At 71.3% G+C, this 24,733-nt stretch carries 20 protein-coding genes; 12 read left to right on the top strand and 8 right to left on the bottom strand.

The features are described from left to right. Positions 1-9: 9 nt before the first annotated feature. The 3 genes from IA22_RS0117775 to IA22_RS0117765 form a co-directional block, all read right to left on the bottom strand. Entirely contained in the window at positions 10-903 is an 894-nt protein-coding gene (locus IA22_RS0117775) for a hypothetical protein (protein WP_030124141.1), read from the bottom strand. 48 nt (positions 904-951) lie between these two features. Beyond that, entirely contained in the window at positions 952-2,784 is a 1,833-nt protein-coding gene (locus IA22_RS0117770) for a DUF2339 domain-containing protein (RefSeq protein WP_030124140.1), read from the bottom strand. Between the two features lie 258 nt (positions 2,785-3,042). Continuing rightward, positions 3,043-5,724 carry a D-alanyl-D-alanine carboxypeptidase gene (locus IA22_RS0117765; protein ID WP_014155682.1) on the bottom strand — a complete coding sequence of 894 codons (2,682 nt, stop codon included), beginning with the start codon at positions 5,722-5,724 and terminating at the stop codon, positions 3,043-3,045. A gap of 195 nt (positions 5,725-5,919) precedes the next feature. Here IA22_RS0117765 and IA22_RS0117760 point away from each other — a divergent pair, with 195 nt between their 5' ends. The 4 genes from IA22_RS0117760 to IA22_RS0117745 all read left to right on the top strand — a co-directional run bounded on the left by IA22_RS0117760 (position 5,920) and on the right by IA22_RS0117745 (position 10,348). After that, on the top strand, positions 5,920-6,639 hold the full coding sequence (locus tag IA22_RS0117760; RefSeq protein WP_014155681.1) for a GOLPH3/VPS74 family protein: 720 nt from the start codon (positions 5,920-5,922) through the stop codon (positions 6,637-6,639). Between the two features lie 239 nt (positions 6,640-6,878). Beyond that, positions 6,879-7,736: a helix-turn-helix domain-containing protein gene (locus IA22_RS0117755; RefSeq protein WP_014155680.1), complete on the top strand. Its 858-nt coding sequence runs from the start codon at positions 6,879-6,881 to the stop codon at positions 7,734-7,736. 245 nt (positions 7,737-7,981) lie between these two features. Next, a complete protein-coding gene (locus tag IA22_RS0117750; protein WP_014155679.1) occupies positions 7,982-8,188 on the top strand; it encodes a DUF397 domain-containing protein in 207 nt (68 codons plus the stop codon). Between the two features lie 576 nt (positions 8,189-8,764). Further along, entirely contained in the window at positions 8,765-10,348 is a 1,584-nt protein-coding gene (locus tag IA22_RS0117745) for a sodium:solute symporter family protein (protein ID WP_015577575.1), read from the top strand. A gap of 103 nt (positions 10,349-10,451) precedes the next feature. On the opposite strand, the gene IA22_RS0117740 is transcribed toward IA22_RS0117745, so the two are convergent. The 3 genes from IA22_RS0117740 to IA22_RS0117730 all read right to left on the bottom strand — a co-directional run bounded on the left by IA22_RS0117740 (position 10,452) and on the right by IA22_RS0117730 (position 13,574). After that, positions 10,452-11,567 carry an ADP-ribosylglycohydrolase family protein gene (locus IA22_RS0117740; protein WP_030124139.1) on the bottom strand — a complete coding sequence of 372 codons (1,116 nt, stop codon included), beginning with the start codon at positions 11,565-11,567 and terminating at the stop codon, positions 10,452-10,454. A gap of 256 nt (positions 11,568-11,823) precedes the next feature. After that, positions 11,824-12,297, bottom strand: a complete 474-nt coding sequence (locus IA22_RS0117735) for a carboxymuconolactone decarboxylase family protein (RefSeq protein ID WP_030124138.1) — start codon at positions 12,295-12,297, stop codon at positions 11,824-11,826. 170 nt (positions 12,298-12,467) lie between these two features. Further along, a complete protein-coding gene (locus tag IA22_RS0117730; RefSeq protein ID WP_030124137.1) occupies positions 12,468-13,574 on the bottom strand; it encodes an alkene reductase in 1,107 nt (368 codons plus the stop codon). Between the two features lie 57 nt (positions 13,575-13,631). Here IA22_RS0117730 and IA22_RS0117725 point away from each other — a divergent pair, with 57 nt between their 5' ends. Further along, on the top strand, positions 13,632-14,006 hold the full coding sequence (locus tag IA22_RS0117725) for a MerR family transcriptional regulator (protein WP_014155672.1): 375 nt from the start codon (positions 13,632-13,634) through the stop codon (positions 14,004-14,006). A gap of 70 nt (positions 14,007-14,076) precedes the next feature. On the opposite strand, the gene IA22_RS0117720 is transcribed toward IA22_RS0117725, so the two are convergent. After that, positions 14,077-16,653 carry a bifunctional FO biosynthesis protein CofGH gene (locus IA22_RS0117720; protein WP_030124136.1) on the bottom strand — a complete coding sequence of 859 codons (2,577 nt, stop codon included), beginning with the start codon at positions 16,651-16,653 and terminating at the stop codon, positions 14,077-14,079. A gap of 120 nt (positions 16,654-16,773) precedes the next feature. On the opposite strand from IA22_RS0117720, the gene IA22_RS0117715 reads away from it, so the two are divergent. Then, positions 16,774-17,592: an HAD family hydrolase gene (locus IA22_RS0117715; protein ID WP_030124135.1), complete on the top strand. Its 819-nt coding sequence runs from the start codon at positions 16,774-16,776 to the stop codon at positions 17,590-17,592. Positions 17,593-17,629: 37 nt separating this feature from the next. Here the strand turns inward: IA22_RS0117715 and IA22_RS0117710 are convergent, their stop codons facing one another. Continuing rightward, complete coding sequence (locus tag IA22_RS0117710) at positions 17,630-18,364, bottom strand: FadR/GntR family transcriptional regulator (RefSeq protein ID WP_030124134.1); 735 nt, start codon at positions 18,362-18,364, stop codon at positions 17,630-17,632. A gap of 248 nt (positions 18,365-18,612) precedes the next feature. On the opposite strand from IA22_RS0117710, the gene IA22_RS0117705 reads away from it, so the two are divergent. From IA22_RS0117705 to IA22_RS0117680, 6 genes are read left to right on the top strand one after another with little or no spacing between them, the layout of a single operon-like run. After that, positions 18,613-19,974 carry an MFS transporter gene (locus IA22_RS0117705; RefSeq protein WP_015577584.1) on the top strand — a complete coding sequence of 454 codons (1,362 nt, stop codon included), beginning with the start codon at positions 18,613-18,615 and terminating at the stop codon, positions 19,972-19,974. Then, positions 19,974-21,710, top strand: coding sequence for a dihydroxyacetone kinase family protein (locus IA22_RS0117700; RefSeq protein WP_015577585.1), 1,737 nt, complete (start codon positions 19,974-19,976; stop codon positions 21,708-21,710). The genes IA22_RS0117705 and IA22_RS0117700 overlap by 1 nt, the downstream gene beginning before the upstream one ends. Further along, entirely contained in the window at positions 21,710-22,204 is a 495-nt protein-coding gene (locus IA22_RS0117695; RefSeq protein ID WP_015577586.1) for a ribose-5-phosphate isomerase, read from the top strand. The genes IA22_RS0117700 and IA22_RS0117695 overlap by 1 nt, the downstream gene beginning before the upstream one ends. Next, on the top strand, positions 22,204-23,025 hold the full coding sequence (locus tag IA22_RS0117690) for a triose-phosphate isomerase family protein (protein WP_030124133.1): 822 nt from the start codon (positions 22,204-22,206) through the stop codon (positions 23,023-23,025). The genes IA22_RS0117695 and IA22_RS0117690 overlap by 1 nt, the downstream gene beginning before the upstream one ends. Beyond that, entirely contained in the window at positions 23,010-23,807 is a 798-nt protein-coding gene (locus IA22_RS0117685; protein WP_030124132.1) for a sugar phosphate isomerase/epimerase family protein, read from the top strand. The genes IA22_RS0117690 and IA22_RS0117685 overlap by 16 nt, the downstream gene beginning before the upstream one ends. Continuing rightward, positions 23,807-24,676 (top strand): phosphogluconate dehydrogenase C-terminal domain-containing protein, encoded by an 870-nt coding sequence (locus tag IA22_RS0117680; protein ID WP_014155663.1) that lies wholly within the window; start codon positions 23,807-23,809, stop codon positions 24,674-24,676. The genes IA22_RS0117685 and IA22_RS0117680 overlap by 1 nt, the downstream gene beginning before the upstream one ends. Positions 24,677-24,733 lie beyond the last annotated feature (57 nt).

Raw genomic sequence — 24,733 nt, 5'->3', positions numbered from 1 at the left:
CCGGGCGGGTCAGCGGCAGGAGGCCTTCAGCTGCGCCGCGGCGTGGTGCGCGCCCACCAGGTCCGCGTCGCCCCAGTCACGGCCCCGGTCGACGAGCTGCACGGCGAAGGTGTCCCCCTTCACCGGGTAGCTGCGTACGTCCACGGCGGTGCCCCGGTGCTCCGGCTGGCGCACGGCGAAGCCCGTGTACGCCGAGTCCGTGTCGCGCGGGTCGGAGAGCACCCGGTAGACACTCGGAGAACCCGCCACATCGCTGTCCCGGACGCTGCGCGGCACGAAGACCGTGAGCGCGCACTCGCGGAAGCCGTCACCGAGGTACCAGGACCAGACGGCGCTGCTCCCCCGGTCCTGGTCAGGGCTTCCCGACATGGGGAGGGCGCTGAACCGGCCGTCGCACGGGCTCTCCCCGAAACCGCCCGAATCGACGGTGTACCAGCCCGCGTCGCCGTTCTCGAACCGCCCGTTCTCCATGTACGCGCCCGTGGTGCAGCCGGGCCCGGCCCACGCCGTGAAGCGGTAGCGGCCCGTGGAGGCCGAGGGTTGCGCGGTGACGCCGCCGGGCGGCTCCGTCCCGTCGGTTCCGGCCTGCCCGATCCGGGTCGGGGCCCCGCCGCCGACCGGTGCCGGCACGGCCCCCGCCCGGCCCATCGCCTCGGGGGGCGTCCCTCCGGCGCCCTCGGCGAGCAGGGACGCGGCGGCGGCCAGGCCGCCCACGGCCACCGCGACGCCGGCCACCAGCAGGGCCTTCCGCCGTCGGGTCAGCGTGGAGACCCTTCCCGTGAGCGTCTCCCGGGCTATCCAGGAACCGGTCCCGTGCGACGAGCGCTCCGCGGAACCGCACCGGGGACAGACCATGCCCGGCAGCGGACCGCCGCGTTCACCGCCGTGATGTTGGCACCTCATGGCAGCACACCATGCCAGTGCCGCCCGCCCGGAGGGAGGCTTCCGGCACTATTGGCGCAGTTCCTCGGGGCACGGCGTGCCCGGCTGCAGCTGGTACGGCGCCGCCAGGCGGTAGACGCCCGCGCGGGGGGCGAGGAGCTCGGTCCACTCGTCGCCGTCGCCGTCCTCCTCCACCTTGATCAGGCAGCCGTGGGCGTTGGTGAAGTCCTTCGGAGCCTCGCTGTCCTCGGCCGAACGCTTCTTGGACTCCTCCGTCTCCTGCGGGCGCTCCACGCTCTTGCCCTCGTCGTCCACGACGGCAAGCCACCGGGAGTACGGGATCCGGATCAGGACGCGGCCCGCCGTCTGGACGCGGATCGTCAGCTCGTCGTCGCCGGCCCTCTCCACGGTCGCGGGCGGGTCGGCGAGCGGCACCGGGTCCAGGACCCGGAACAGCTTCCAGTTGGCGTCGCTCCAGACCGCCTTCAGATACGGCTGCCCCTTCTCGACGAGCGCCGCCTCCTGCTCGCCCCCGGAGTCCGGCATGCCGGTCGGCAGCACGACGTAGTGCACGGCCCAGCGGTCCAGCCACTCCCGGTAGTTCACGGGGTCGAGGGTGTCGTCGTAGAAGAGCGGGTTGCGCTTCATGTCGGCCTGCCGGTTCCAGCCGCGGGCCAGGTTCACGTACGGCGCGAGCGCGGAGGCCTCGCGATGGCTGCTGGCGGGGACCACCTCGACCCTGCCACGCTCCGCCCCGGCCTTCTGGAGCTGGTTGACCAGGGGGGCCAGCTCGCGGTTCCAGGACGCGGCGGGTGCGGTGCGGACGATGTCGTCGACGCCCTTGAAGCCGATCCAGAAGTTCAGCCCGGCGAAGACGACGATCAGCGCGTACCAGCGTCGGGTGCGCGGCGCCGTGTACGGGAGGGCTGCCAGCAGGACGACCCCGGCGAACAGCATCGCCATCCGCGACACGTTCGACCCGATCTGCGAGTCGACCACGTACGTCAGGAGCGTCCCGGCTCCGTAGACCGCGGCGGCCGTGCGCACCGTGTGCCAGTCGCGGGGCACCAGGAAGAAGACGAAGACCGAGTACAGGAACGGCAGGGACAGGGTGCCGAGCGCCATCGGCTGGGTCCCCGAGAACGGGAACAGCCAGGCGGAGAGGACCACCACCGCGACGGGCGCCAGGCCCAGCGCGTACGCCCCGGGGCGCCGTTTGTTCAGGAAGAGGGCGGCGGCGACGACACCGAGGAAGAGCCCGGCGACCGGGCTGCCCGCCGTAGCGAGGCCGGCCAGGGGCGCGGCGACGACGGCCTTCGCCCACCGCTTGTAGCGCCAGCGGTGGGGCCAGCAGAACACCGCGGCGACGGCACCGAGCGCGAACATCATGCCGAGCCCGAACGTCACACGGCCCGACAGGGCGTTGCACAGGTAGGCGAAGACCCCGGCGAGCGCGCACGCGAGCGGGTTGCGGACGGCGGGCACCCGCACCAGGATCAGGGCCGTGAGCGCCGACGACACCGTGCCGACGACCATCATCGTCGTACGGACGCCGAGCACCGACATCAGGTAGGGCGACACCACGCTGTACGAGACCGGGTGCATGCCCCCGTACCAGGCGAGGTTGTACGCGGTGCCGGGGTGGCGGCCGACGAACTCGGCCCAGGCGTCCTGGGCTGCGATGTCGCCGCCGCTGTTCGCGAAGAAGAAGAACCAGAGAAGGTGCACGGCGGCGGCCACCGCCGTCGTCAGCAGCACCGGATGGCGTCGGAGACGGCTCCGTAGCGAGAGGTCCGGGCCGTCGCCGTCCAATCCGGCCGCCTGGGCCGGGATCCGCACGGCCATGCTCTCGGCGGACGACGGCGGGCCGGTGTCCGCCCGTGTCGGCTCAGCGGTGGTCACTGCGACTCTCCCCGTCCTCGCCCGGGCCTGCCGAACCGTCCTCGTGCTGCACGGACCTCGTCCGTCGTACCCGGAGGGACGCGTCCCGGCGTCCGCCCGTTGCTTTCGGGACGCTAGCATGCGGCATTTTCTCCGCGCTGCCCCATCGGCGGACAGCCCCGTCCCGTCGACGGCCGGCCCCCGTCCCAGCGCCCGCCGGCCCCTGCCCCCACGAGGACGGGGGACAGGGGCCGGCGGGCGGAACAGGGGACCGGAGGGTCAGCCGATACGGGTGAGCTTGTCGCCGAAGCCCGGTTCCGTCATCGCGCTCTGGAGGGCGACGGGCGCGGATACCTTGCCGGTGCCCGAGCCGACCGTCACCTCACCGACGACGGTGCCCGCCTCCGCCACGTGTGCGGGGGTCTTCCCGCCGTCCGTGAGCTTCAGGTCGACCTCCAGCCCGCCCCAGCCGACGGCCTTCAGGTCCTTGGTCGCGACCACCGGGGTACGGGTGCCGAAGCCGTTGTCCACATAGCCGACGACCTGGCCCTTCTTGACGACGGTGGCGGAGTCGACGCCGTCCTGGGCGGTCTGGATCAGCGCCAGGCTGGTCTGCAGGGCGCGCTGCAGCTTGGCGTCCAGGGTCCCGTCGACGTCGGCTCCCATGACCGCGCCGATGATCCGACGGGACTTGCCGTCGATGACCGTGTCGGCGGTCCAGACGAGGTTGCCGCCCGCGGGGGTCGACGAACCGGTCTTGATGCCGCTCACGCCCGGCTCCAGCAGGATGTTGTTGTTGTTGTAGATCATCTTGCCGATGCCCGGGATCTCCGCCTGCGGCATGTTCACGATCTCCCGGAAGACGTCGTTCTGCATGACCGCCTTGGCCAGCTTGAGCTGGTCGGCCGGGGTGGACCGGGTGGTGGACTCGAGACCGCTCGGGTCCGTGTAGACCGAGTTCGTCATCCCGAGGTCCTTCGCCGCCGCGTTCATCTTCTCGACGAACGCCTTCTCGGTGGTGGCGTCCCACCGGGCGAGGAGCCGGGCGACGTTGTTGCCCGAGGGGATCATCAGGAGCTGGAGCATCTGACGCTGCGTGTACTTCTGCCCCTCCTTGATCGGCGCCGTCGACTCGTCCGGACGGTTGGCCTCCTCGCCGGCCTTCGCGTCGACCTCGATCTGCTCCCCGTCCTCCTTACCGGTGATGGGGTGCCCCTGGAGGATCACGTACGCGGTCATGATCTTGGCGACGCTGGCGACCGGCGCGGACTTCTCCTTGCCGTACGTGCCGATGGTCCCGACACCCTCGACCTCGACGGCGCCCTGGCCCTCCTCCGGCCACGGCATGTCCAGCTTCTCGCCGCCGAAGGTGTACGTGGGGTCGGCGGAGAGCGTCAGCGCGGGCTCGGGGAGCGGGCGCACGGCCTGCGCGATCGCAAAGACGATCAGGAGCAGCAGGACCAGCGGCGTCCAGATCTTGACCCGCCGGACCGCCGTGCGGACCGGGGTCTCCGGGGGCGGCGGGGTGTTCGTGAGCTCCGCGAGCAGGTCGAGCGGCGGCCTGGGCGGCATGGGCTGCTGCCGGGTCCGCTCGGCCTCGGCGAGGCCTGCCCCGGGAGCCCCGGGCGTGCCGGGACTCGCCGCGACGTCAGGGGTGACCGTGGGTCCGACGACGGGCGCGGGGCGTACGTCGTCGGAGCGCAGCGGCACGAACTTGCTGGTCCGCTCCGCGGGGGCCTCGGGAGCCTCCGTGGTACCGGCGACCTTGGAGGCCCAGGAGGGCTTCCGCTCGGCCGCCTTCCCCTGCTCCTCGCCCTCCTCCTGCTCCTCCGCCTTCGGCTTCGCCTTGGTCGGCAGCTTCAGCGCGGTCGTCGGCTGGTCGAGCTGTTCGGCCCGCGGTGCCTTGAAGACGGCGGTCGGATGATCGATTCCTCGCCCGTCGGACGCGGACTCCGGCTCCTTGGCCGGGGTGGCCTCCTCGCGGGTCTTCGGCACCCGGGGAGTGCTGGAGGCCGCGGGGGCGGGCGAAGCGTCTTCGGTGCCGGCGGAACCCTTGGCGTCGCCCTTGTCGCCCTTGTGGTCGCTGTCGGCGGGTGCGTCGTCGGTCGGCCTGGCGGCGGCAACTGCCTTCGTCGCACCGCCGTCGCCCGGCGCCTTCGCCTCGGTGACGGCGGCACCGTCCTTGGCGGCAGCCTTGCCGTCGGCCTCGGACGGCTCGGCGTCGGCCCGGGGCGTCTTGTCGGCGTCCTCTGGATCGCCGTCCTGAGCTGCGGCTTCATCGTCCGGCTCGGTCGCCACCCACGCGGCGACGGCGGCACGCAGCCGCGCGTCCGTCGGCTTCGGCGCGGTGTCCGACCCTGCCTCGGATCCGGCGGCGGCCTCGGCGGCCTCCTCGCGCCCGGAGTCGTCGGCGCGCTCGGAGTCCGAGGCGGGCTCGGCGTCTTCGGCGGGCTGGGAATCGGCAGCCCCGGCCTCGGGCTCGGCGTCCGCACCGGTACCGCCCTCGGCCTCCGCCTCAGGCCCTGCATCCGCATCCGCATCGGCACCGGCACCGGCACCGGCACCGGAGTCGGCCGCCGGCTCCGCCGCCCCGGCAGGCTCCGGCGCGTCCGCGTCCGCAGACGCCTCGGGCGCCTCGGACGCCTTCGCAGCCGTATCGCCCGCCTCGGAGGGTGCCGAGGCTCCCTCCTGGGCCGTGGAGGCCCCTCCAGGGCCCTCTGCGCCCTTCGAGGACCCGGAGGCGCCCTCGGACGCCTCGGCCTTCCCGGACGGCGGCAGGCGGAAGACCGCCGTCTCGCTGTCCGTACCGGCGTCCGCCGACCCGTCCGCCGTTTTCCCGACCGCCGTGCCGCCGTCCGCCTCAGCGACCGGTTCACGGAACACGGCGAAACGCGGATCGCGTCCCTCAGCCGTCCCCGACGACTTCCGCTGATCCGACTTGCCGGGGGACTCGCCCGCCACCGATACCTCCTGAAGAGCCGCGGGGTCACGCCCGCACCGTGTCCGAACCATCTACCAGTGTCCTGTGTGAACCCCTGGCCGAGCCGCTAGACGAGAACGACATAGCTAACGGTTCCCTCACAAAGCACCCAGGCGCCCTCGACAGACCATTGTGAGAGGGGTCACCCTGTCACTCATCCACGCGGGGAGGCATGGATGGGCAGGAGCCGCAGAACAATTCCGGAGGAGCTTCTGCTGCTCGCTCTGGACCCGACAACGGGTACCACAGCGCAGCCGCAGTCGCTCGACCTCGGCCTGGCCGGGGCACAGCTAGTGGAGCTGGCTCTGGCAGGACGGATAGCCCCTGACGGGGATCGTATCGCCGTGGTGATGCCACGGCCGACAGGAGATCCGACTCTGGACTCCGCACTGGAGCTGCTGCGCCGTCGTGGCAGCCCGGTTCGGGCGGTCCACTGGATCGGCGGACCCCGGCTGGGACTTCGCCAGATCTACCTCGCGCATCTGGAGCGGTGCGGCATGGTTCATGCCGTGGCGGGCCAGATGTGCGGAGTGCTGCCGACGACTCGCTACCAGGCGACGGACACGGCAATCAGCAGGGACATCAGAACCCGGCTGGACAGCGCGATCCGCACCGGCGTACCACCGGACCCGCGGACCGCCGCGCTCGCCGCACTGGCCCACGCGGTCGGACTCGGCAAGCATCTGTACCCCGGGAACGAGGGGCGTTCATCGCGCTCCCGGCTCCGGGACCTGATCAGACACGACCCGATGGGCGGACTCGTGGCGCACGCCGTGATGGACGTCCAGAACGGTGTGGCGGTCCAGCCGCGCCGTAATCAGCAGGCGGCAGGCGTGCCGTTGCAGCCGCAAGCGCAAGCCCGCCGCGGCAGCATGGCGCACACCTCCGTCCACTGACAGCACGACCGCGCGGACACTTGCGCGGGGTACCGAATACCGCCGCACCGACGTCCCCATGACCCGGTCCGGGAGCCGCACCAGGCGCGGGGCAGCCGGATCCACCGGCTGCCCCGCGCTCCTGCGTGCCCTCGTCGCGTGTGACGATTTCCCAGCGCGCCGGGGTGCCCGGGTGGCAATCTGCTGGGCAGTAGATACACACAGCTACCACAGCTGCATAGCCCGGAGGTGCCGTTCCCGTGCCGACCAACGTCAATCCCACCGTCAGACGACGCCGGCTGGGTCAGGAATTGCGCCGCCTCCGGGAGATCAAGGGCATGACGGCCGAGGAGGTCGCGGACAGGCTGCTGGTCTCGCAGTCGAAGATCAGCCGACTGGAGAACGGCCGCCGTTCCATCAGCCAGCGCGACGTGCGCGACCTCTGCGGGGTGTACGAGGTCGCGGACCACCGCGTCGTCGACTCGTTGATGCAGATGGCGAAGGACTCCCGCCAGCAGGGCTGGTGGCACGCCTTCGGCGACATCCCGTACAGCGTGTACATCGGGCTGGAGACGGATGCCGAGTCCCTCCGCGTGTACGAACCCCAGATCGTCCCGGGGCTGCTGCAGACCCGCAGTTACGCGGAGGCGCTGATCACCGGCGCCCTGCCGGAGGCGCCGCCGTCCGACATCGAGAAGCGGGTGAACGTCCGGGCCCGCCGCCAGGACCGTGTGAACGCCCCCGAGCACCCGCTGCGGCTGTGGGCCGTCATCGACGAGTCGGCCCTGCGCCGGCTGGTGGGCGGCAAGCAGGTCATGCTCGCACAGCTCGAGCACCTCGTCGAGCAGTCCAAGCTGCCACACGTGACCGTGCAGGTGCTGCCCTTCGAGATGGGCGCCCACCCCGGCATCAACGGCCAGTACGCGATCCTCGAATTCCCCGACGCGGCGGACTCCAGCGTCGTGTACATCGAGGGGGTCACCAGCGACCTCTACCTGGAGAAGGCGAACGACGTGCAGCGCTACAGCGTCATGTACGAGCACCTGCGGGCACAGGCGCTGAACGTGGACCAGACACGCGAGTTCATCGGTGACATCGCCAAGGGCTACACCCGCTGAGAGCCCGGCGACACCCACGGGAACAGGACGGTCCGACACGGGCTGATGTACGGGATATGCCGTGATGCAGGTGAGGTGGGGCGGGAAGATACACCGCCCCACCTCGCAAGGGAAGACCTGCATGGAATATGCCATCCGGTCGAGTGAACGGCGGCACCACCAAGCGATGTTGGCGAGTAGCGTCGATCACGCCAACAGGAACGAAGTTGGTGCCACTCACATCAACTCTCTGAACCGGAGTGAACATGGCCATTCTTCAGGGTGCTACGGAAAACTGGACGAAGTCGTCGTACTCCGGCGGCAACGGGGCGTGCGTCGAGGTGAAGTCGCCCGTCACGCAGGCCATCGCCGTGCGCGACTCGAAGGCGCCCGAAGGCCCCTCGCTCTCCTTCGTGTCCGGAGCGTGGAACACCTTCGTGCGCGACGTCGCCTCGGGCTCGATCAACGCCTGACGCATACGTCGAACCTCAGCTCCGCGCTGCGTCCGGTCGGCCCACGGCCGACAGGAGCCCTCTCGACCGGCCCGCCGTCCTGGCCGAGGGGGCTCGGCCCGCCACCCGACCCGGCGCCACCTGTAGGCGTACGCACACATCACGACCACAGCGATCGACACCGACCACGCGCTCGGCGCCGTCGGTGCGTCAGTCACGTCGTGCAGCTCTCCCCCTTCTCCGACCGCACGGGACCCGCATCCCGTGCGGTCGTTCTGCGTTCTCGGGCGTTCCTGCGTTCTCACGTTGCTGCGTTCGCGCATCCGTGCTCGCGTCGAACTCTGCACAGCCTGACGAAGTGCTCGCTCATCGTGTGGCCGTGGTCACGTTCACGACAACGCCCCGCAAGGTCAAGAACACGTAAAATCGTTCGCCTTGCTGATCTGCGTTCACATCCCTGACCGAGAAATCCTTGACCGAGGACCCGGACAAGCGGTTCAATCCCCCAAGTCCCTGTTCCCGCACGGGGATCCCGCTGAAACGGCCGTACTGACGAAGTGCGTTCCCGTTCACAAGGCGGACCCCTGGAGGGGGCACATGAACAGTCTCGACTGGGCCGTGCTCATCGGATACTTCGGTGTGATGGTCGCGATCGGACTCTGGTCGCACAAACGCGTGGACAACGTCAGCGACTTCTTCACGGCCGGCGGCAAGATGCCCTGGTGGCTGTCGGGCATCTCGCACCACATGTCCGGCTACAGCGCGGTGATGTTCACCGGCTACGCCGGGATCGCCTACCAGTACGGCGTCACGTCCTTCGTGACCTGGTCCCTGCCGATCGCGATCGGCATCGGCATCGGCGCGAAGCTCTTCGCCCCCCGGCTCAACCGGCTGCGTTCGCGGCTGCACGTCGCCTCGCCGCTCGAGTACCTGAAGAACCGCTACAACATCCCGACCCAACAGGCCCTGGCCTGGTCCGGGCTGCTGCTGAAGATCGTGGACGTCGGCGCCAAGTGGGCGGCCATCGCCACCCTGCTCTCCGTCTTCACCGGCATCACCCTGACCCAGGGCATCTTCATCACCGGCGCCATCACGGCCGTGTACTGCACGGTCGGCGGACTGTGGGCCGACGCGCTCACCGAGCTCGGACAGTTCATCATCCAGCTCTTCGCCGGTCTGGCCATGCTGTTCATCGCCATGAGCAAGCTGGGCGGCTTCAGCTCGCTGTGGACGGTCTGGGACAAACTGCCCGAGGGCCACACGAGCCCGACGGCAGGCCCGTACACGGTGACGTTCCTGCTCGCGTATCTCTTCATCAAGACCTTCGAGTACAACGGCGGCATGTGGAACCAGGCCCAGCGCTACATGGCCACGGACTCCCCGCGCTCCGCGACCCGTTCGGCCCGGCTCTCGGCCGTGCTGTGGCTGGTCTGGCCGACGGTGCTCTTCTTCCCGATGTGGGTCGCCCCGCTGCTCGTCGAGGCCAAGAAGCCCGACGCGTCGGACAGTTACGCCCTGATGACCGAGCAGCTGCTGCCTCACGGGCTGCTGGGCCTGGTCGTCGTCGGCTTCTTCTCGCACACGATGGCCATGTGCTCCTCGGACGCCAACGCCATCTCGGCGGTCTTCACCCGGGACATCGCACCGGTCCTCTCGAAGTCGGCCCGCACCTGGAGCGACCGCAGCGGTCTGCTGGCCGCGCGGCTGTCCACGCTCGCCTTCCTCGGGCTCTCGATGGCGCTGGCGACCCAGATCAACTCGCCGACGTTCAAGGACATCATCTCGGTCGTCATCAAGTGGGTGGCCGGGCTCATGGGGCCGATCGCCATCCCGTTCATGCTGGGCCTGCTGCGCAGGTTCCGCCGGTCCGGGCCCACCGCGGCGCTCACCAGCTGGGCGGCCGGGCTGCTCGCCTTCTACCTCACCAACTACAACTTCGACGGTTCGGTGAAGACGGACGTCGCCCTGCAGTACCAGGTGGCCCTGCCGCTGGCGATCTCCCTCGTGCTCTACGTCGCGATCGGGTTCATCAAGCCGGAGGACACCCCGGAGCGCGACGCGCTGATCGAGCAGATCAACTCGGACGACGGAGGCCCCACGGGCGGAGCCGCGGCTGCCGCCGTCCCGATGCAGAAGTCCGGCCCCGGGAACACGGGGGTCGTGGAGGGCGTGAAGGACTGACCTTCGCACCCGCGGGGGTCGCACGGACGGTGGGCGGGCGCGGCGGCGCCCGCCCACCCCCGTCGGCGTCCCGCCCGTCCCTCTCCCCCTTGCCCAGCCCCGCTCAGTCCCGGGGATAGCGGGCCAGCCATCCCGGGGCAGCGGCGGTGGGACTGTGCAGGGCGGGCCCCTGGGTCATCTCCATCGCGAAGTCGTCGGAGAGTTCGAGGAGGGTCGAGCGGCCCTCCAGTTCCGCCAGCCAGCCCGGCGGCAGCGCCGTCTCCCCGTGCAGCGCGCCGAGAAGGGCCCCGCAGACGGCTCCCGTGGCCGCGGAGGGCCCTGAGTGGTTCACGGCGAGCCGCAGACCGTGACGCATGTCCTCGCCGACCAGCGCGCAGTACAGCGCCACGGCGAGGACCTCCTCCGCGGAGTCGGTGTCGCCGAGCGCCTCGATGAGGGCCGGTCCGGGGATCCCCTGCCGTACGGAGCCGAGCGCCTGCCTCAGCGCGTCGGTGACCTGTTCGCCGCCCTGCCGTTCGGCGATCAGGGCCAGAGTGCGCTGGACCGAACCGTCCAGGGTCTCCCCGCGGGCCAGACCGTGCACCATCACGGCGAGCGCCCCCGCGGCGAGCTGGGCGGTGGCGTGTCCGTGGGTGTGGGCGGCGCACTCGACCGCCAGTTGGAGGACCAGTTGGGGCTCCCAGCCGACGAGCAGCCCGAAGGGCGCGGAGCGGGTGAGCGCCGCCGAGTCCCGGGCCGCCGGGTTCTTGGGTACGGCGAGCGTGCCCATCGTGGAGTCACCGAAGCCGGCCAGACACTCCCTGGTGGGGGAGCGGCGGGTGTACAGCCACTCCTCCCTGGCCAGCCAGCCGTTGTCCTTGCGACGCTCGTCGGGCCCCCAGGCGCTCTGGGTGGCCGCCCAGCGCAGATGCGCGCGGTGCACGTCGGTCGGCGGGTGCCAGGCGCCGGTGTCGCGGCGGACCTGGGCCCGGATCAGCCCGTCGACGGTGAAGAGCGTGAGCTGCGTGACGGCGGTGACGGCACCGCGCCGGCCGTGCGCCGGGACGAAGTCGGCCACGCCCTCCGCGCCGTGGGCGGCGCGTATCGCCTCCAGGGTGAGCCCGGAGACTCCCGCCCCGAGCGCGTCCCCGATGGCCCCGCCGAGCAGGGACCCCCGTACGCGGCCGCGGAAGTCCTGCTGCTGGGCGCGGCCCCAGACGGCTGTGGTCCCTGTGGTCACCGTGCCCCCTTTTTTCTCCGACTCACAGTGCGACTGCGCAAGCACTGTAATCGAACGGGAACGGTGGGCTCATAGGCGGAACGCTATGTACGGACTAGCACGGCGGAGCACTTTTGAACGGCATTCCTCACGTTATCCGGGACCATTTCCCCGCATGTATCCCGGGCGGAATTCCCGGGCCCCGACCCGCCTCGGGCACGGCCTCGGTCCCCCGTCCGCCGGGGCCGCGCGAGCGGTCCCGGCGGCGTCCGGACCGTCAGCCGAACTGGCCGGGCTGGTAGTCCCCGGCCGGCTGCCGGGTCATGACGTTCAGCCGGTTGTAGGTGTTGATCACGGCGATGAGGGCCACCAGGGCGAGGAGCTGGTCCTCGTCGTAGTGCTTGGCCGCGTCGGCCCACGCCTCGTCCGTGACCCCGCCCGCCGCGTCGGCGATGCGCGTGCCCTGCTCGGTCAGCTCCAGGGCGGCGCGCTCGGCCTCGGTGAAGACCGTGGCCTCCCGCCACGCCGCGATCATGTTCAGACGCAGGGAGGTCTCACCGGCCTCGGCGGCTTCCTTGGTGTGCATGTCGAGGCAGAATCCACAGCCGTTGATCTGACTGGCGCGGATCTTCACGAGTTCCTGCGTGGCCGCCGGAACGGACGACTTACCGACGGCCATACCCGCCGAATTGATGTGCTTCAGGAAGGTGGCCGCGAAGGGGTTTCCGAAGACGTTCAGACGCGCTTCCATCATGAGCTCCTATGCGTTGCTGCCGGGCTGGTTACACCCTCTTGACGGAGCGGCGCCGGCCGGATGTGACACGGTCGGCTGTGATCCACGTCTCAGGCCGGCTGTCCTGCGATCGCGTTCGGCCTCGTCGTCGCCGCGCCGGCGTGGACGGCCTTCGTCGCCCACGTGGCTCACCCCACGGCGTCGAGCGTCGGGTAGTCGGTGTAACCCGTCTCCCCGCCGACGTACATCATGTACGCGTCCCGGACCTGGTTCACCGGGGCGCCCGTGCGCATCCGGTGGATCAGGTCGGGGTTGGCCAGGAAGGGGCGGCCGAGCGCGATCACGTCCGCTCCGGCGGCCAGCAGACGCTCGCCGTGGGCGAGGCCGCCGTCGTCCGGGATGCGGTCCTTCGGCAGCACGGGGTTGGCCATCAGCGTGCCCGGCCAGTCCTTCCGGATCCGCTGGAGGACGGGGTCCTCCGGGTCGGCGTATCCCACGTGCAGATAGGCCAGGCCGCTGCCCGCGAGGGCGCCGAGGAGCGCGGGGTAGATCTCCTCGGTGTCGCCCTCCTCCATGCCGTTGACCGTGCTCCACGGCGAGATGCGCAGGCCCACCCGCTCGGGGCCGATCGCCGCGGCCACCGCTTCCGTCACCTCCACGACGAAGCGGATGCGGTGCTCCACGGAACCGCCGTAGGCGTCGGTCCGCCGGTTGGTCCCCCGGCCCAGGAACTGGTGGAGCAGATGACCGTTGGCGCTGTGCACCTCGACGCCTTCGAATCCCGCCTCGATCGCGTTGCGGGCGGCGGCTGCGAAGTCGGCGACGGTGGACGCGATGTCCTCCGCGGTCATCTCGCGGGGCACCACCGAGGGCACGCGCCCGGCCGAGGTGTGGATCGTCTCCGGCAGTGCGATCGGCGAGGGGGCGACGGGTGTCAGTCCGCTGGTGTCGGGGTGGCCGGCGCGCCCGCCGTGCTGGATCTGGAGGAACATCCGCCCGCCCTCCGCACGGACCGCCTCTGTGACCCGGCGCCATCCGGCGATGTGGGCCGGGCTGTGGATCGCCGTGATGTTCGGATACGTCTGGCCCACGACGTTCGGCGTGGACGCCTCGGCGATGATCAGTGCCGCCGTGGCGCGCTGGGCGTAGTAGGTGGCCATGAGCGGGGTCGGTACGCCCTCGGGGGTGGCCCGGTTCCGGGTCAGCGGAGCCATCACGAGGCGGTGCGGAAGGGTGAGGGGGCCGAGCGTGACGGCCTCGAAGAGCTTCTGCGGGGATGCGGATGCGTTCGTCATGCCGGAACGGTAAGAATTGACACCGGTGTCAGGTTCAAGTCGGAAGGCGAGGCAGTCATGCGGATCGGCGAGCTGGCCCGGCGTACGGGCGTGAGCGAACGCTCCCTGCGCTACTACGAGGCCCAGGGAATCCTGAAGGCCGACCGTACCCCCGGCGGCCACCGCGACTACCCGGAGGGCGCGGTCGACCGCGTGATCCGCATCCAGGAGTTCTACGCCGCCGGGCTGTGCAGCTCCAAGATCGCCGAGCTGCTGCCCTGCGTACGGGACGCGGACGGCGGACCCTCCGCGATCGCCACCCCGCGCCTGGTGGACGACCTGACCCTGGAGCGCGACCGCATCGACCGCAGGATCGACGAGCTGCGCCGCTCCCGGGAGGTGCTGGACGACGTGATCACCACGGCGGCGGGCGGGAGCGCGGACGAGGACTGAGCGGCGCCGCTCCCCCGCGCTTCCCGCCCCCGACGGGAAACCCGGGGACGGGAAGCGCGGGGTCCGCCCCTCACCCCTCCAGCACCGGCAGCAGCTCCGGCAGGTGGCCGTCCGAGGCCGTCGCCGCCGTGACGCGCTCCTCGGGGACCTCGCCGTACAGCGTCGTGCGCGGCTTCGCCGGCCGGCCGGCGAGGTCGGCGATGGCGACGAGGTCCTGGATCGAGCGGTACGAGCCGTAACTGGAGCCCGCCATACGGGAGATGGTCTCCTCCATCAGGGTCCCGCCGAGGTCGTTCGCGCCCGATCGCAGCATCTCGGCGGCGCCCTCCGCACCGAGCTTCACCCAGCTGGTCTGGATGTTGGTGATGTGCGGGTGGAGCAGGAGGCGGGCCATCGCGGTGACGGCGCGGTTGTCCCGGTCGGTGGGACCGGGGCGGGCGATGCCGGCCAGGTAGACCGGGGCGTTGGTGTGGATGAAGGGGAGGGTGACGAACTCCGTGAAGCCGCCGGTCTCCTGCTGGAGGCGGGCCAGCGTCCTGAAGTGGCCGAGCCAGTGGCGGGGCTGGTCGACATGGCCGTACATCATCGTGGACGAGGAGCGCAGGCCCGTCTCGTGCGCCGTCCTGATGACCTCCAGCCAGGTGGCGGTGGGCAGCTTGCCCTTGGTGAGGACCCAGCGGACCTCGTCGTCGAGGATCTCCGCGGCGGTGCCGGGGATCGAGTCGAGCCCCGCCTCCTTGGCCGCGGCCAGCCAGTCGCGGATGGACAGGCCGGTGCGGGTCGCGCCGTTGACGACCTCCATCGGCGAGAAGGCGTGGACGTGCATGCCGGGCACGCGCTCCTTCACCGCGCGGGCGATGTCGAAGTACGCGGTGCCGGGCAGGTCCGGGTGGATGCCGCCCTGCATGCAGACCTCGACCGCGCCGACGTCCCAGGCCTGCGCGGCACGGTCGGCGACCTGGTCCAGGGAGAGGGTGTAGGCGTCGGCGTCCGTACGCCGCTGGGCGAAGGCGCAGAAACGGCAGCCGGTGTAGCAGACGTTGGTGAAGTTGATGTTCCTGGTGACGATGTAGGTGACGTCGTCACCGACCACGTCGCGGCGCAGGGTGTCCGCGATCCGGCACAGCTCGTCCAGCGCGGGCCCGTCCGCGTGCAGCAGGGCGAGCGCCTGGTCGTCGGTGAGCTTCGTGGGGTCGTCGGCGGCCTGGCTCAGGGCCTGGCGTACGTCGGTGTCGATCCTGGAGGGGACCATGCCCGGGGCCGCGGCCTCCCGCAGGGCCTCCCAGTCGCCGTAGACCTCGTCGAAGTCGTCGCGCCGGTCGCCGGTGCGGCCCTCGGTGTCGATGGTGCGGTGCAGGTCGGTGCGGCCGGAGGCGTTGAAGCCCTGGTCGGGCTCCTGCCAGGGCAGCCCGGCCGGGATCGCGCCCTCCTTGGCGAGGCCGGTCTCCGGGTCGGCGAGGGCCCGTACGTGCGGGAGGAGACGGGGGTCGAGCCAGGGTTCGCCGCGCTGGATGAACTCCGGGTAGATGGTCAGGCGTTCCCGGAGCTCGAAGCCCGACTCGGCCGTGCGCGCGGCGAGTTCCTCGATGTGCGGCCAGGGGCGCTCGGGGTTCACATGGTCCGGGGTGAGGGGCGAGACGCCGCCCCAGTCGTCGATGCCCGCGCCGATCAGCAGGGCGTACTCGGCGTCGACGAGGTTCGGCGGGGCCTGGATGCGGGCCGAGGGGCCGAGGATGTGGCGGGCGACGGCGATCGCGGCGGCCAGCTCCTCCAGCTCGGCGTCCGGCATCCCGCGCATCGCGGTGTCCGGCTTGGCGCGGAAGTTCTGGACGATGACTTCCTGGATGCCGTGGTAGGCGCGCGCCGTCCGGCGGAGCTCGAAGAGGGAGTCGGCGCGCTCCTCGTACGACTCGCCGATCCCGATCAGGATGCCGGTGGTGAACGGCACGTTGGACCGGCCCGCGTCCTCCAGCACCCGCAGCCGGACGGCCGGCTCCTTGTCCGGCGAACCGTGGTGGGGGCCGCCCTTCTCGGACCAGAGCCGGGTCGCCGTCGTCTCCAGCATCATGCCCATCGAGGGGGCGACCGGCTTCAGCCTCTGCAGGTCGGTCCACGTCATCACGCCGGGGTTGAGGTGCGGGAGCAGCCCCGTCTCCTCCAGCACCCGGACCGCCATGGCCCGTACGTACGCCAGGGTGTCGTCGTACCCCTCGGCCTCCAGCCACTCCCGCGCCTCGGGCCAGCGGTCCTCGGGCCGGTCGCCGAGCGTGAACAAGGCTTCCTTGCAGCCCATTTCCGCGCCCTTGCGGGCGATGTCGAGGACCTCGTCCGGCGACAGGAACATCCCGTGTCCCGCCCTGCGGAGCTTCCCCGGCACGGTGACGAAGGTGCAGTAGTGGCAGGTGTCACGGCAGAGCCGGGTCAGCGGGATGAAGACCTTGCGGGAGTACGTGATCACTCCGGGGCGGCCCGCCGCTTCGAGGCCCGCGTCCCGGACCCGGGCGGCGGACGCGGCGAGGTCGGTCAGGTCCTCCCCCCGCGCCTGGAGCAGTACCGCGGCCTCGGCCACGTCGAGGGCGACACCGTCGCGGGCCCGCCGGAGGGCGCGCCGCATGGCGTTGGTCGTGGGGCGCTGAGGATCGGTCATGATCCGAGCATACGAGCGTGTCATCCCTTCCGGACCAGGGCCCATGTCCGGCGTAACCACCCCTCCGGCACTGGCGCCTTGACCGTTATGCCCCGCTTGCCCCCTAGGCTCGGAGGGGTGATGAAAACGATCGTCTTCGACACCGGCGAAACCCTCGTCCGCGACGACCGCCACTGGGCCTCGTGGGCCGACTGGCTCGGAGTCCCCCGGCACACGGTCAGCGCGCTGGTCGGCGCCGCCGTCGCCCAGGGCCGTGACTGCACCGACGCGCTGCGGGTGCTGCGCCCCGGGATGGACGTCGGAGAGGCCGGCCACGCGCGCGCGGCGGCCGGACGCGGCGAGTACCTGGACGAGACGGACCTCTATCCCGACGTACGGCCCGTGCTGGCCGAACTGCGCACGCTCGGCCTGCGGATCGTCGTCGCGGGGGACGGGACGGTTCGGGCCGGGGAGCTGCTGCGGGCCCTCGACCTGCCGGCCGACCTGGTCGTCACCTCACAGGAGTGGGGTGCCGCCAAACCGGACCCGGAGTTCTTCGCCCGGGTGCTGGAGGTGTCGGGCGCCGAGCCCGAGGCCACCCTGTACGTGGGCGACCATCCGGCGAACGACCTCTTCCCCGCGAAGTCCTCGGGGCTGCGGGCGGCGCACATCCGCCGCGGCCCGTACGGGCATTGGTGGGCGGACCACCCCGACGTCGTGGAGGCCGCGGACTGGCGGGTCGGCGCGTTGACCGAACTGCCGGCGCTGCTGGGCGGAACCGGGCGGCGGAAAGGGCTCGCCGCCCCGTCCGCCCGGCCGGCACCGGCCGTGGAGTCCACGCCTCCGGGAGAGGAACCGGACTCCCTCCCGGCGGGGAGGGCAGATCTCCCGGAGGAGGCGGCCGGCCCCCCGGAGGAGACGGCGGAGGAACCCGCGCCTCCCGGGCCGTCACGGGCCTGAGCGCCGCCACCCTGCCCGCACGCCTACCCCCTACCGCCTACGCATCGCCTTCCCGCAGCGAGAGCCTCAGCCGGTCGCTCGCAAGCCTCATGTGCTCGGCCATCGCCGCGTCCGCGCCCTCCGGGTCACCCGCCCGGATCGCGTCGAGCACGGCTCCGTGCTCGTGGAGCGTCCCGCTGACGGTTCCCTCGATGTCTCCCGCACGCTCCATCCACACCTGGAGCAGCGCCCGGATGGAGTGCAGGATGTCGCTGAGCACCGTGTTGCGGGCGATGTGCGCGGTCTCCAGGTGGAAGGCGATGTCGGCGTCGATGAACGCCTTGACGTCCGTCCCCGCCTCCCGCATCCGCTCCAGGTGCGCCTCCAGCCGCTCGACGTCCTCCTCGGACGCCCGGTCCGCGGCCAGCCGCGCCGACATGCCCTCCATGAAGGTGCGGACCTCGACCAGGTCCTGCGTGCGGCGCTGACCGAGCATCAGGCCCCAGTTGATGGCCCGCGGCAGGAACTCCGAGGTCCCCTCGCGGACGTACGAGCCCGAGCCCGGCCTGATCTCGATGATGCCGAGGACGTCCAGCGCGGACAGCGCCCCGCGGACGCTGGAGCGCGCGACGCCCAGGGCGTCGGCGAGCTGGCGCTCGGCGGGCAGGCGTGTGCCCGGCTTCAGGTTTCCCTCGGAAAGATGATCAAGGAGTCGCTTGGCCACCTCACTGACCGAGGACTCCCGTACGACGGGGCGCAGAAGTGACGTGAAATCGGGCGCTTCGGGCTGCATGGACACGCTGACCAGTACATCAGACCGGGCGGCGGAACCCCGGGGCGGGCGGACGATAACGCGCTCATCGGTCCAGGAGAAGAGCTCAGGGGAGCGACCTACGTCACTTTGGTAAATTGGTGACCAATTTAGGATCCAGGGCTAGCTTGGAGTTGTTCACCGGCCGGAAACACAACCTTCCAGGTTCGCCTTTACATGCCGGAGTAGACACAGAACCGGACAAAGCGGTCCGCAAGCGAGGAGTCTCCATGGGCGCCACTGCGCATTCAGCGATCGAGAGATCAGCGATCAAGAAGGTCTCGGTCCGGCTCGTCCCGTTCGTGGCCCTGATGTTCTTCGTGAACTACCTGGACCGGACGGCCGTCTCCTTCGCGGAACCCAACGGCATGGGGCAGGACCTGGCCCTCACCGCGGCGCAGTTCGGCTTCGCCTCCGGCGTCTTCTTCATCGGCTACATCATTCTCGAAGTGCCCAGCAACATGGCACTGCACAAGTTCGGCGCCCGGCGCTGGCTGGCCAGGATCATGGTGTCCTGGGGCGTCGTCGCCCTCCTCTTCACCTGGGTGCAGAACAGCGAGCAGCTGTACACGCTCCGCTTCCTGCTCGGTGTCGCCGAGGCCGGATTCTTCCCCGGCGCGATCCTCTTCCTGAGCCAGTGGGTGCCCTCCCGGCACCGCACGAAGGTGCTCGGCCTCTTCTACCTGGCGCAGCCCCTGACCACCGTCATCGGCGCCCCGCTGGCCGGCTGGTTCATCAACCAGCACGGGCTCTTCGGCCTCGAGGGCTGGCGCGTCATGTTCCTCGGGGTGTCCGTCCCGGCGATCCTGCTCGGCGTCATCGCCTGGTTCTACCTGATCGACAAGCCGGCCGACGCGAAGTGGCTGACCGCCGAGGAGAAGACCTGGCTGACGAACGAGCTGGCCGCGGAGAACGCCGGCAAGACCGGCGCCGACGAGAAGTCCGCTCACGGCAAGGAGGCCCTGAAGGCGGCCTTCACCAACAGCCGCGTCTGGATCCTCGCCCTCATCTACTTCGGCTTCATCTACGGCCTGTACGCCCTCGCCTTCTTCCTGCCGACGATCATCAACGGCTTCCAGGAACAGTTCGGCACGACGTTCAGCGTGATGGACAAGGCCCTGATCACGGCCATTCCGTACCTCCCGGCAGCGATCGTCCTCTACTTCTGGTCCCGCCACGCCACCCGGCACGGTGTCCACACCTGGCACATCGCGGGACCGGCCGTCGTCGGCGGGGTCTCCATCCCCCTCGCCCTCTACATGGGCTCGCCGGCCGCCACGGTCGCCGTCATCACCGTCACCGCGTGTGCGATCTTCGCCGCGCTGCCGGTCTTCTGGTCCGTCCCCTCGCAGTTCCTGACCGGCGCGGCAGCCGCCGCCGGTATCGCCCTGATCAACACCGCGGGCAACGTGGCCGGCTTCGCCGCCGGATACGTGACCGGCTGGCTGAAGGACTTCAGCGGTGCCTACTACCTGCCGTTGTTCCTCGTCGGGGCCTTCATGCTCATGTCCGCCGCGCTGATGCTGTGGCTCGCCAACCGGTCCAAGGACCACGGCGCGCACCACGGCCGCCCTCTCGCAGAGGTTCGCTGATGACCCGCCTGTCCAACGACCCCGCCGCCTTCGCCGACGAGGCACTCGAAGGCTTCGTCGCCGCTCACCCCCGCAGGGTCCGCCAGGTCCCCGGCGGGGTGGTCCGGGCCACCCGCACCGCCCCCGGCCAGGTCGCCGTGGTGGTCGGCGGCGGCTCCGGGCACTACCCGGCCTTCTCCGGGCTGGTCGGCCAGGGCCTCGCGCACGGCGCGGCGGTCGGCAACGTCTTCGCTTCGCCCTCCGCCCACCAGGTGCGCCAGGTCGCCCGTGCCGCCGAGACCGGCGGCGGGGTCCTGCTCGCCTACGGGAACTACGCCGGTGACGTCCTGCACTTCGGCCAGGCAGCGGGACAGCTCACCGCCGAGGGGATACCCGCCCGCACGCTCGGCGTCACGGACGACATGTCCAGCGCCTCGCCCGAAGAGGCCCACAAGCGCCGTGGTGTCGCCGGGGACCTGGTCGTCTTCAAGGCGGCCGCGGCGGCGGCCGAGGCAGGGCACCCGCTGGACGAGGTGACCCGGATCGCGGAGCTGGCGAACGCCCGTACGCGCTCCTTCGGTGTCGCGTTCTCCGGCTGTACGCTGCCCGGCGCCGACCACCCCCTGTTCACCGTGCCCGAGGGCCGCATGGCCGTCGGCCTCGGCATCCACGGCGAGCCCGGCATGGGCGAGCGGCCCGTGCCGACCGCCGACGAGGCGGCCGAGCTCCTGGTCTCCACCGTCCTGGGCGAACTCCCGGAAGGGGTGGAAGCGCCGCGCGGACAGCGGGCCGCGGTGATCCTCAACGGGCTCGGCTCGGTGAAGTACGAAGAGCTGTTCGTCGTCTACCGCCGGGTCGCACAGCTCCTCGCCGATGCCGGTGTCGAGGCCGTCGACCCCGAGGTCGGCGAGCTGGTCACCAGCTTCGACATGGCCGGTGTCTCGCTGACCCTGTGCTGGCTCACCGACGAGCTGGAGCCGCTGTGGACGGCCCCGGCCGACGCTCCCGCCTACCGCAAGGGCACCGTCGAAGCGGCCGACCTCGTCGTCCCGGACCCGTCCGCGGAAACCGCCGAGGACACCGTCCCGCCCGCCACCGACGACTCCCGCGAGGCGGCCCGCACCGTGCTGGCCGCCCTGCGCGTCCTCAAGGACACCGTCGACGTCCACGCCGACGAGCTCGGCCGGATCGACGCGGTCGCCGGTGACGGCGACCACGGCATCGGCATGCGGCGCGGCTCCACCGGGGCGTACGAGGCGGCGGTACGCGCCGAGACGCTCGGCGCCGGCGCAGAAACGCTTCTGCACCGGGCTGCCGACGCCTGGGCCGACCGGGCCGGCGGCACCTCCGGCGCCCTGTGGGGCGTCATCCTCCGGGCCGTCGGGACCGCGCTCGGCGACACCGCACGGCCCACGGCCGCCGAGGTCGCCTCCGGCGTCGCGCAGGCCTCGGCGGGCGTGAGGAAGCTGGGCGGGGCGGAGGTCGGCGACAAGACGATGGTCGACGTCCTCGTCCCCTTCTCCTACGCGCTCACGGCCGCCACCCGGGCGGGGCAGCCCCTGGCCACCGCCTGGGACACGGCCGCGCACTCCGCGTCCGCCGCCGCCGAGGCCACCGCCGACCTGCTCCCCCGGATGGGCCGCGCCCGCCCGCACGCCGAGAAGAGCCTCGGCACCCCGGACGCCGGAGCCCACTCGCTCGCCCTGATCGTCCGTGCCGTGCACGGCGTGTTCGTACCGACCCTGGAGAACCACTGATGTCCGAGAAGCTCCGCATCGTCGTCGGCTCCGACGACGCCGGCCACGCCTACAAGGAAGCCCTCCGGAAGGACCTGGAGGCCAGCGGCCTCGTCGCCACCGTCACCGATGTGGGGGTCGACGCGGACGGGCACACCGCCTACCCCAAGGTCGCCATCGCCGCCGCCGAGATGGTCGCCCGGGGCGAGGCCGACCGCGCCCTGCTGGTCTGCGGCACGGGCCTCGGGGTGGCCATCGCCGCGAACAAGGTCAAGGGCGTCCGGGCCGTCACCGCCCACGACTCCTTCTCCGTCGAGCGCGCGGTCCTGTCCAACAACGCCCAGGTCCTCACCTTCGGCCAGCGTGTCGTCGGGCTGGAGCTCGCCCGCCGGCTGGCCTCCGAGTGGCTGACGTACCGCTTCGACGAGGCGTCGGCGTCCGCCGCCAAGGTCGCGCTGATGGACGACTACGAGAACAAGAAGGACCACGAGAACCAGCAGGAAGCCGCAGCCTGATGCCCGCCGCGCAGAACACCGCGCAGAACGCCGCGCACAGCCCCCGGGTCACGATCGGGGTGAGCCTGAAGATGTACTTCGGCCACCACGAGACCCTCAACTGGGCCCGCAGCATCGCCTCCCTCGCCGCCCGGCACCCCGCCGTCACCGGCGGCACGGCCGAACTGTTCGTGCTGCCCGCCTTCCCCGCGCTCGTCCCGGTCACCGGGATCCTGGCCGGTACGGAGGTGCGCACCGGGGCGCAGGACCTGGCCACCGACGACTCCGGTCCGTACACCGGCGAGGTCAGCGGTGCCCACCTGCACGAGATCGGTGCCCGCTACGCCGAGGTCGGCCACGCGGAGCGCCGCCGCCTCTTCGGCGAGGGCGACACGGTCGTCGCCGCGAAGACGGCCGCCGCCCTGCGCAACGGGCTGACCCCGGTGCTCTGCGTCGGCGAACTCGACCAGGTCGCCCCCGCCGAGGCGGCCGCCCGCACGGTCGCCGAGGCCGAACGCGTCCTGGCCACGGCGTCCCACGAGGGCCCCCTCGGCCCGGTCGTCCTCGCGTACGAACCGCAGTGGGCGATCGGCGCGCCCCGGCCGGCCTCCCCCGACCACATCCGCACGGTCTGCGAGTCCCTCACCGGCTGGCTCTCCACCCAGCCGGCCCTGGCGGGAAGCCGCGTGATCTACGGCGGAAGCGCGGGCCCCGGCCTGCTCACCGAGCTGGGCACCGGCGTCGACGGGCTGTTCCTGGGCCGCTTCGCCCACGACCCGGCAGCGGTGGGACGCATCCTCGACGAGACGCTGGAAGGAGCCCTCGCATGTCCTACGGCCTGAGCACCTACGCGTTCTTCTGGCGCGTCTCCGACCGGGCCCCCCGCCCGCTCACCCTCGACGAGATGCTCGCGCAGACCCGGGAGATGGGCGGCGAGGTCTTCCAGATCTGCGACTACCCGCCGATCGAGGCGTACGACGACGGACAGCTCGACGCCCTGCGCGCCACGGCCGCCGGGTACGGCATCACGCTGGAGCTGGGCACCCGGGGTGTACGCACCGAGCACCTCGCCGCCTACCTCCGCATCGCGCGGCGCCTGGGGGTCACCCTGGTGCGCTCGATGCTGAACACCGCGGACCACCGGCCGACCGTCGCGGAGGCGACCGCCCTCCTGCGGGAGACGGTCCCCGCCTACGCGGCGGCGGGTGTCACGCTCGGCCTGGAGACCTACGAACAGGTCTCCACCGACGACCTGCTGGCGGTCGTGCGCGGTGTGGACAGCCCGCACCTGGGTGTCGTCCTCGACCCGGGCAACTGCGTCGCCCGGCTGGAACGCCCGGTGGACGTCGTCGAGGCCACCGCCCCCTACGTGGTGAACATGCACGTCAAGGACTTCTCGTTCTCCCGTCGTGACGGATGGGTCGGCTTCACCTTCGCCGGCTGCCTTCTCGGCGAGGGCCTCCTCGACCGCGGCCACATGACCGCGACGGTCCGGCCGGACGAGCGGGGCATCAACCAGATCGTGGAGCACTGGCTCCCCTGGCAGGGCGATTTCGAGGAGACCGCCCGCCTGGAGGACCGGTGGACCCGGCACAGCATCAACACCCTTCTGAGGAGCAAGTAATGGCCACCGGATCCAAGACAGTCGCCGTCATCGGGGCCGCGGGCAAGATGGGGCAGCGCGTCTCGAACAACCTGGTCAAGAGCGACTTCACCACCCTCTTCGCCGAGAACTCCCCCAAGGGCCAGGAGCTGATCCGCGAGCTGGGCCGCGAGCTGACGGACAGCGCCGACGCCGCCGCACAGGCCGACGTCGTGATCCTCGCCGTCCCGGACGTCGTCCTCGGCACGGTCTCCGAGCAGCTCGTCCCGGTCATGAAGCCCGGCGCGATCCTGCTGACCCTGGACCCGGCCGCCGCGTACGCGGGCCTGCTGACCCGCCGCGCGGACGTGCACAACGCCGTGGCGCACCCCTGCCACCCGTCGGTGTTCCTGGAGCGCACGACGAAGGAGGAGTGGGCGGACACCTTCGGCGGCATCGCGGCGCCGCAGGAGGTCGTCGCCTCCTTCGAGCCCGCCGCCGAGTCCGCGGACCCGGCCGCCCAGGAGCTCGCCGAGGCCGTCATCTCCACCATGTACGCCCCGGTCGTCGAGGTGCACTGGGTGACCGTCAAGCAGCTCGCGGTCCTGGAGCCGACCCTCGTCGAGACGATCGCCTGTATGGTCGGCGCCCTGCTGACCGAGGCCCTCCACGAGACCGTCCACACCGTGGGCGTCCCGGAGAAGGCGGCCCGCGCCATGCTCCTCGGCCACACGCAGGTCGCGCTGGCCAACACCCTCAAGGGCTCGAACCCGTTCTCCGACGCGTGCCTGATCGCGATGGACTACGGGCGCGAGTCGATCGTCCGCGACGACTGGAAGAACGTCTTCGAGGACGACGAGCTCGACAAGGTCATCACCCGGATGCTCAAGATCAAGGAGATCAGGCGCTGACCCGGTCCTGACACCGGCACCGCTCGGCTCCCGCGAAACGGGCCGGGCCCTCCATCA

The organism is Kitasatospora papulosa (genome assembly GCF_000717245.1).
GTDB classification, from domain to species: domain Bacteria; phylum Actinomycetota; class Actinomycetes; order Streptomycetales; family Streptomycetaceae; genus Streptomyces; species Streptomyces papulosus.
Note: the sequence above shows the minus strand (reverse complement) of the source record. Positions and strands in the feature narration are given on the sequence as shown.

Coding starts and splice junctions, on each gene's coding strand:
- IA22_RS0117775 (WP_030124141.1), bottom strand. CDS start 903: ATGAGGTGCCAACATCACGGCGGTGAACGCGGCGGTCCGCTGCCGGGC.
- IA22_RS0117760 (WP_014155681.1), top strand. CDS start 5,920: ATGGGCAGGAGCCGCAGAACAATTCCGGAGGAGCTTCTGCTGCTCGCT.
- IA22_RS0117750 (WP_014155679.1), top strand. CDS start 7,982: ATGGCCATTCTTCAGGGTGCTACGGAAAACTGGACGAAGTCGTCGTAC.
- IA22_RS0117745 (WP_015577575.1), top strand. CDS start 8,765: ATGAACAGTCTCGACTGGGCCGTGCTCATCGGATACTTCGGTGTGATG.
- IA22_RS0117735 (WP_030124138.1), bottom strand. CDS start 12,297: ATGGAAGCGCGTCTGAACGTCTTCGGAAACCCCTTCGCGGCCACCTTC.
- IA22_RS0117730 (WP_030124137.1), bottom strand. CDS start 13,574: ATGACGAACGCATCCGCATCCCCGCAGAAGCTCTTCGAGGCCGTCACG.
- IA22_RS0117725 (WP_014155672.1), top strand. CDS start 13,632: ATGCGGATCGGCGAGCTGGCCCGGCGTACGGGCGTGAGCGAACGCTCC.
- IA22_RS0117720 (WP_030124136.1), bottom strand. CDS start 16,653: ATGACCGATCCTCAGCGCCCCACGACCAACGCCATGCGGCGCGCCCTC.
- IA22_RS0117715 (WP_030124135.1), top strand. CDS start 16,774: ATGAAAACGATCGTCTTCGACACCGGCGAAACCCTCGTCCGCGACGAC.
- IA22_RS0117710 (WP_030124134.1), bottom strand. CDS start 18,364: ATGCAGCCCGAAGCGCCCGATTTCACGTCACTTCTGCGCCCCGTCGTA.
- IA22_RS0117705 (WP_015577584.1), top strand. CDS start 18,613: ATGGGCGCCACTGCGCATTCAGCGATCGAGAGATCAGCGATCAAGAAG.
- IA22_RS0117700 (WP_015577585.1), top strand. CDS start 19,974: ATGACCCGCCTGTCCAACGACCCCGCCGCCTTCGCCGACGAGGCACTC.
- IA22_RS0117695 (WP_015577586.1), top strand. CDS start 21,710: ATGTCCGAGAAGCTCCGCATCGTCGTCGGCTCCGACGACGCCGGCCAC.
- IA22_RS0117690 (WP_030124133.1), top strand. CDS start 22,204: ATGCCCGCCGCGCAGAACACCGCGCAGAACGCCGCGCACAGCCCCCGG.
- IA22_RS0117685 (WP_030124132.1), top strand. CDS start 23,010: ATGTCCTACGGCCTGAGCACCTACGCGTTCTTCTGGCGCGTCTCCGAC.
- IA22_RS0117680 (WP_014155663.1), top strand. CDS start 23,807: ATGGCCACCGGATCCAAGACAGTCGCCGTCATCGGGGCCGCGGGCAAG.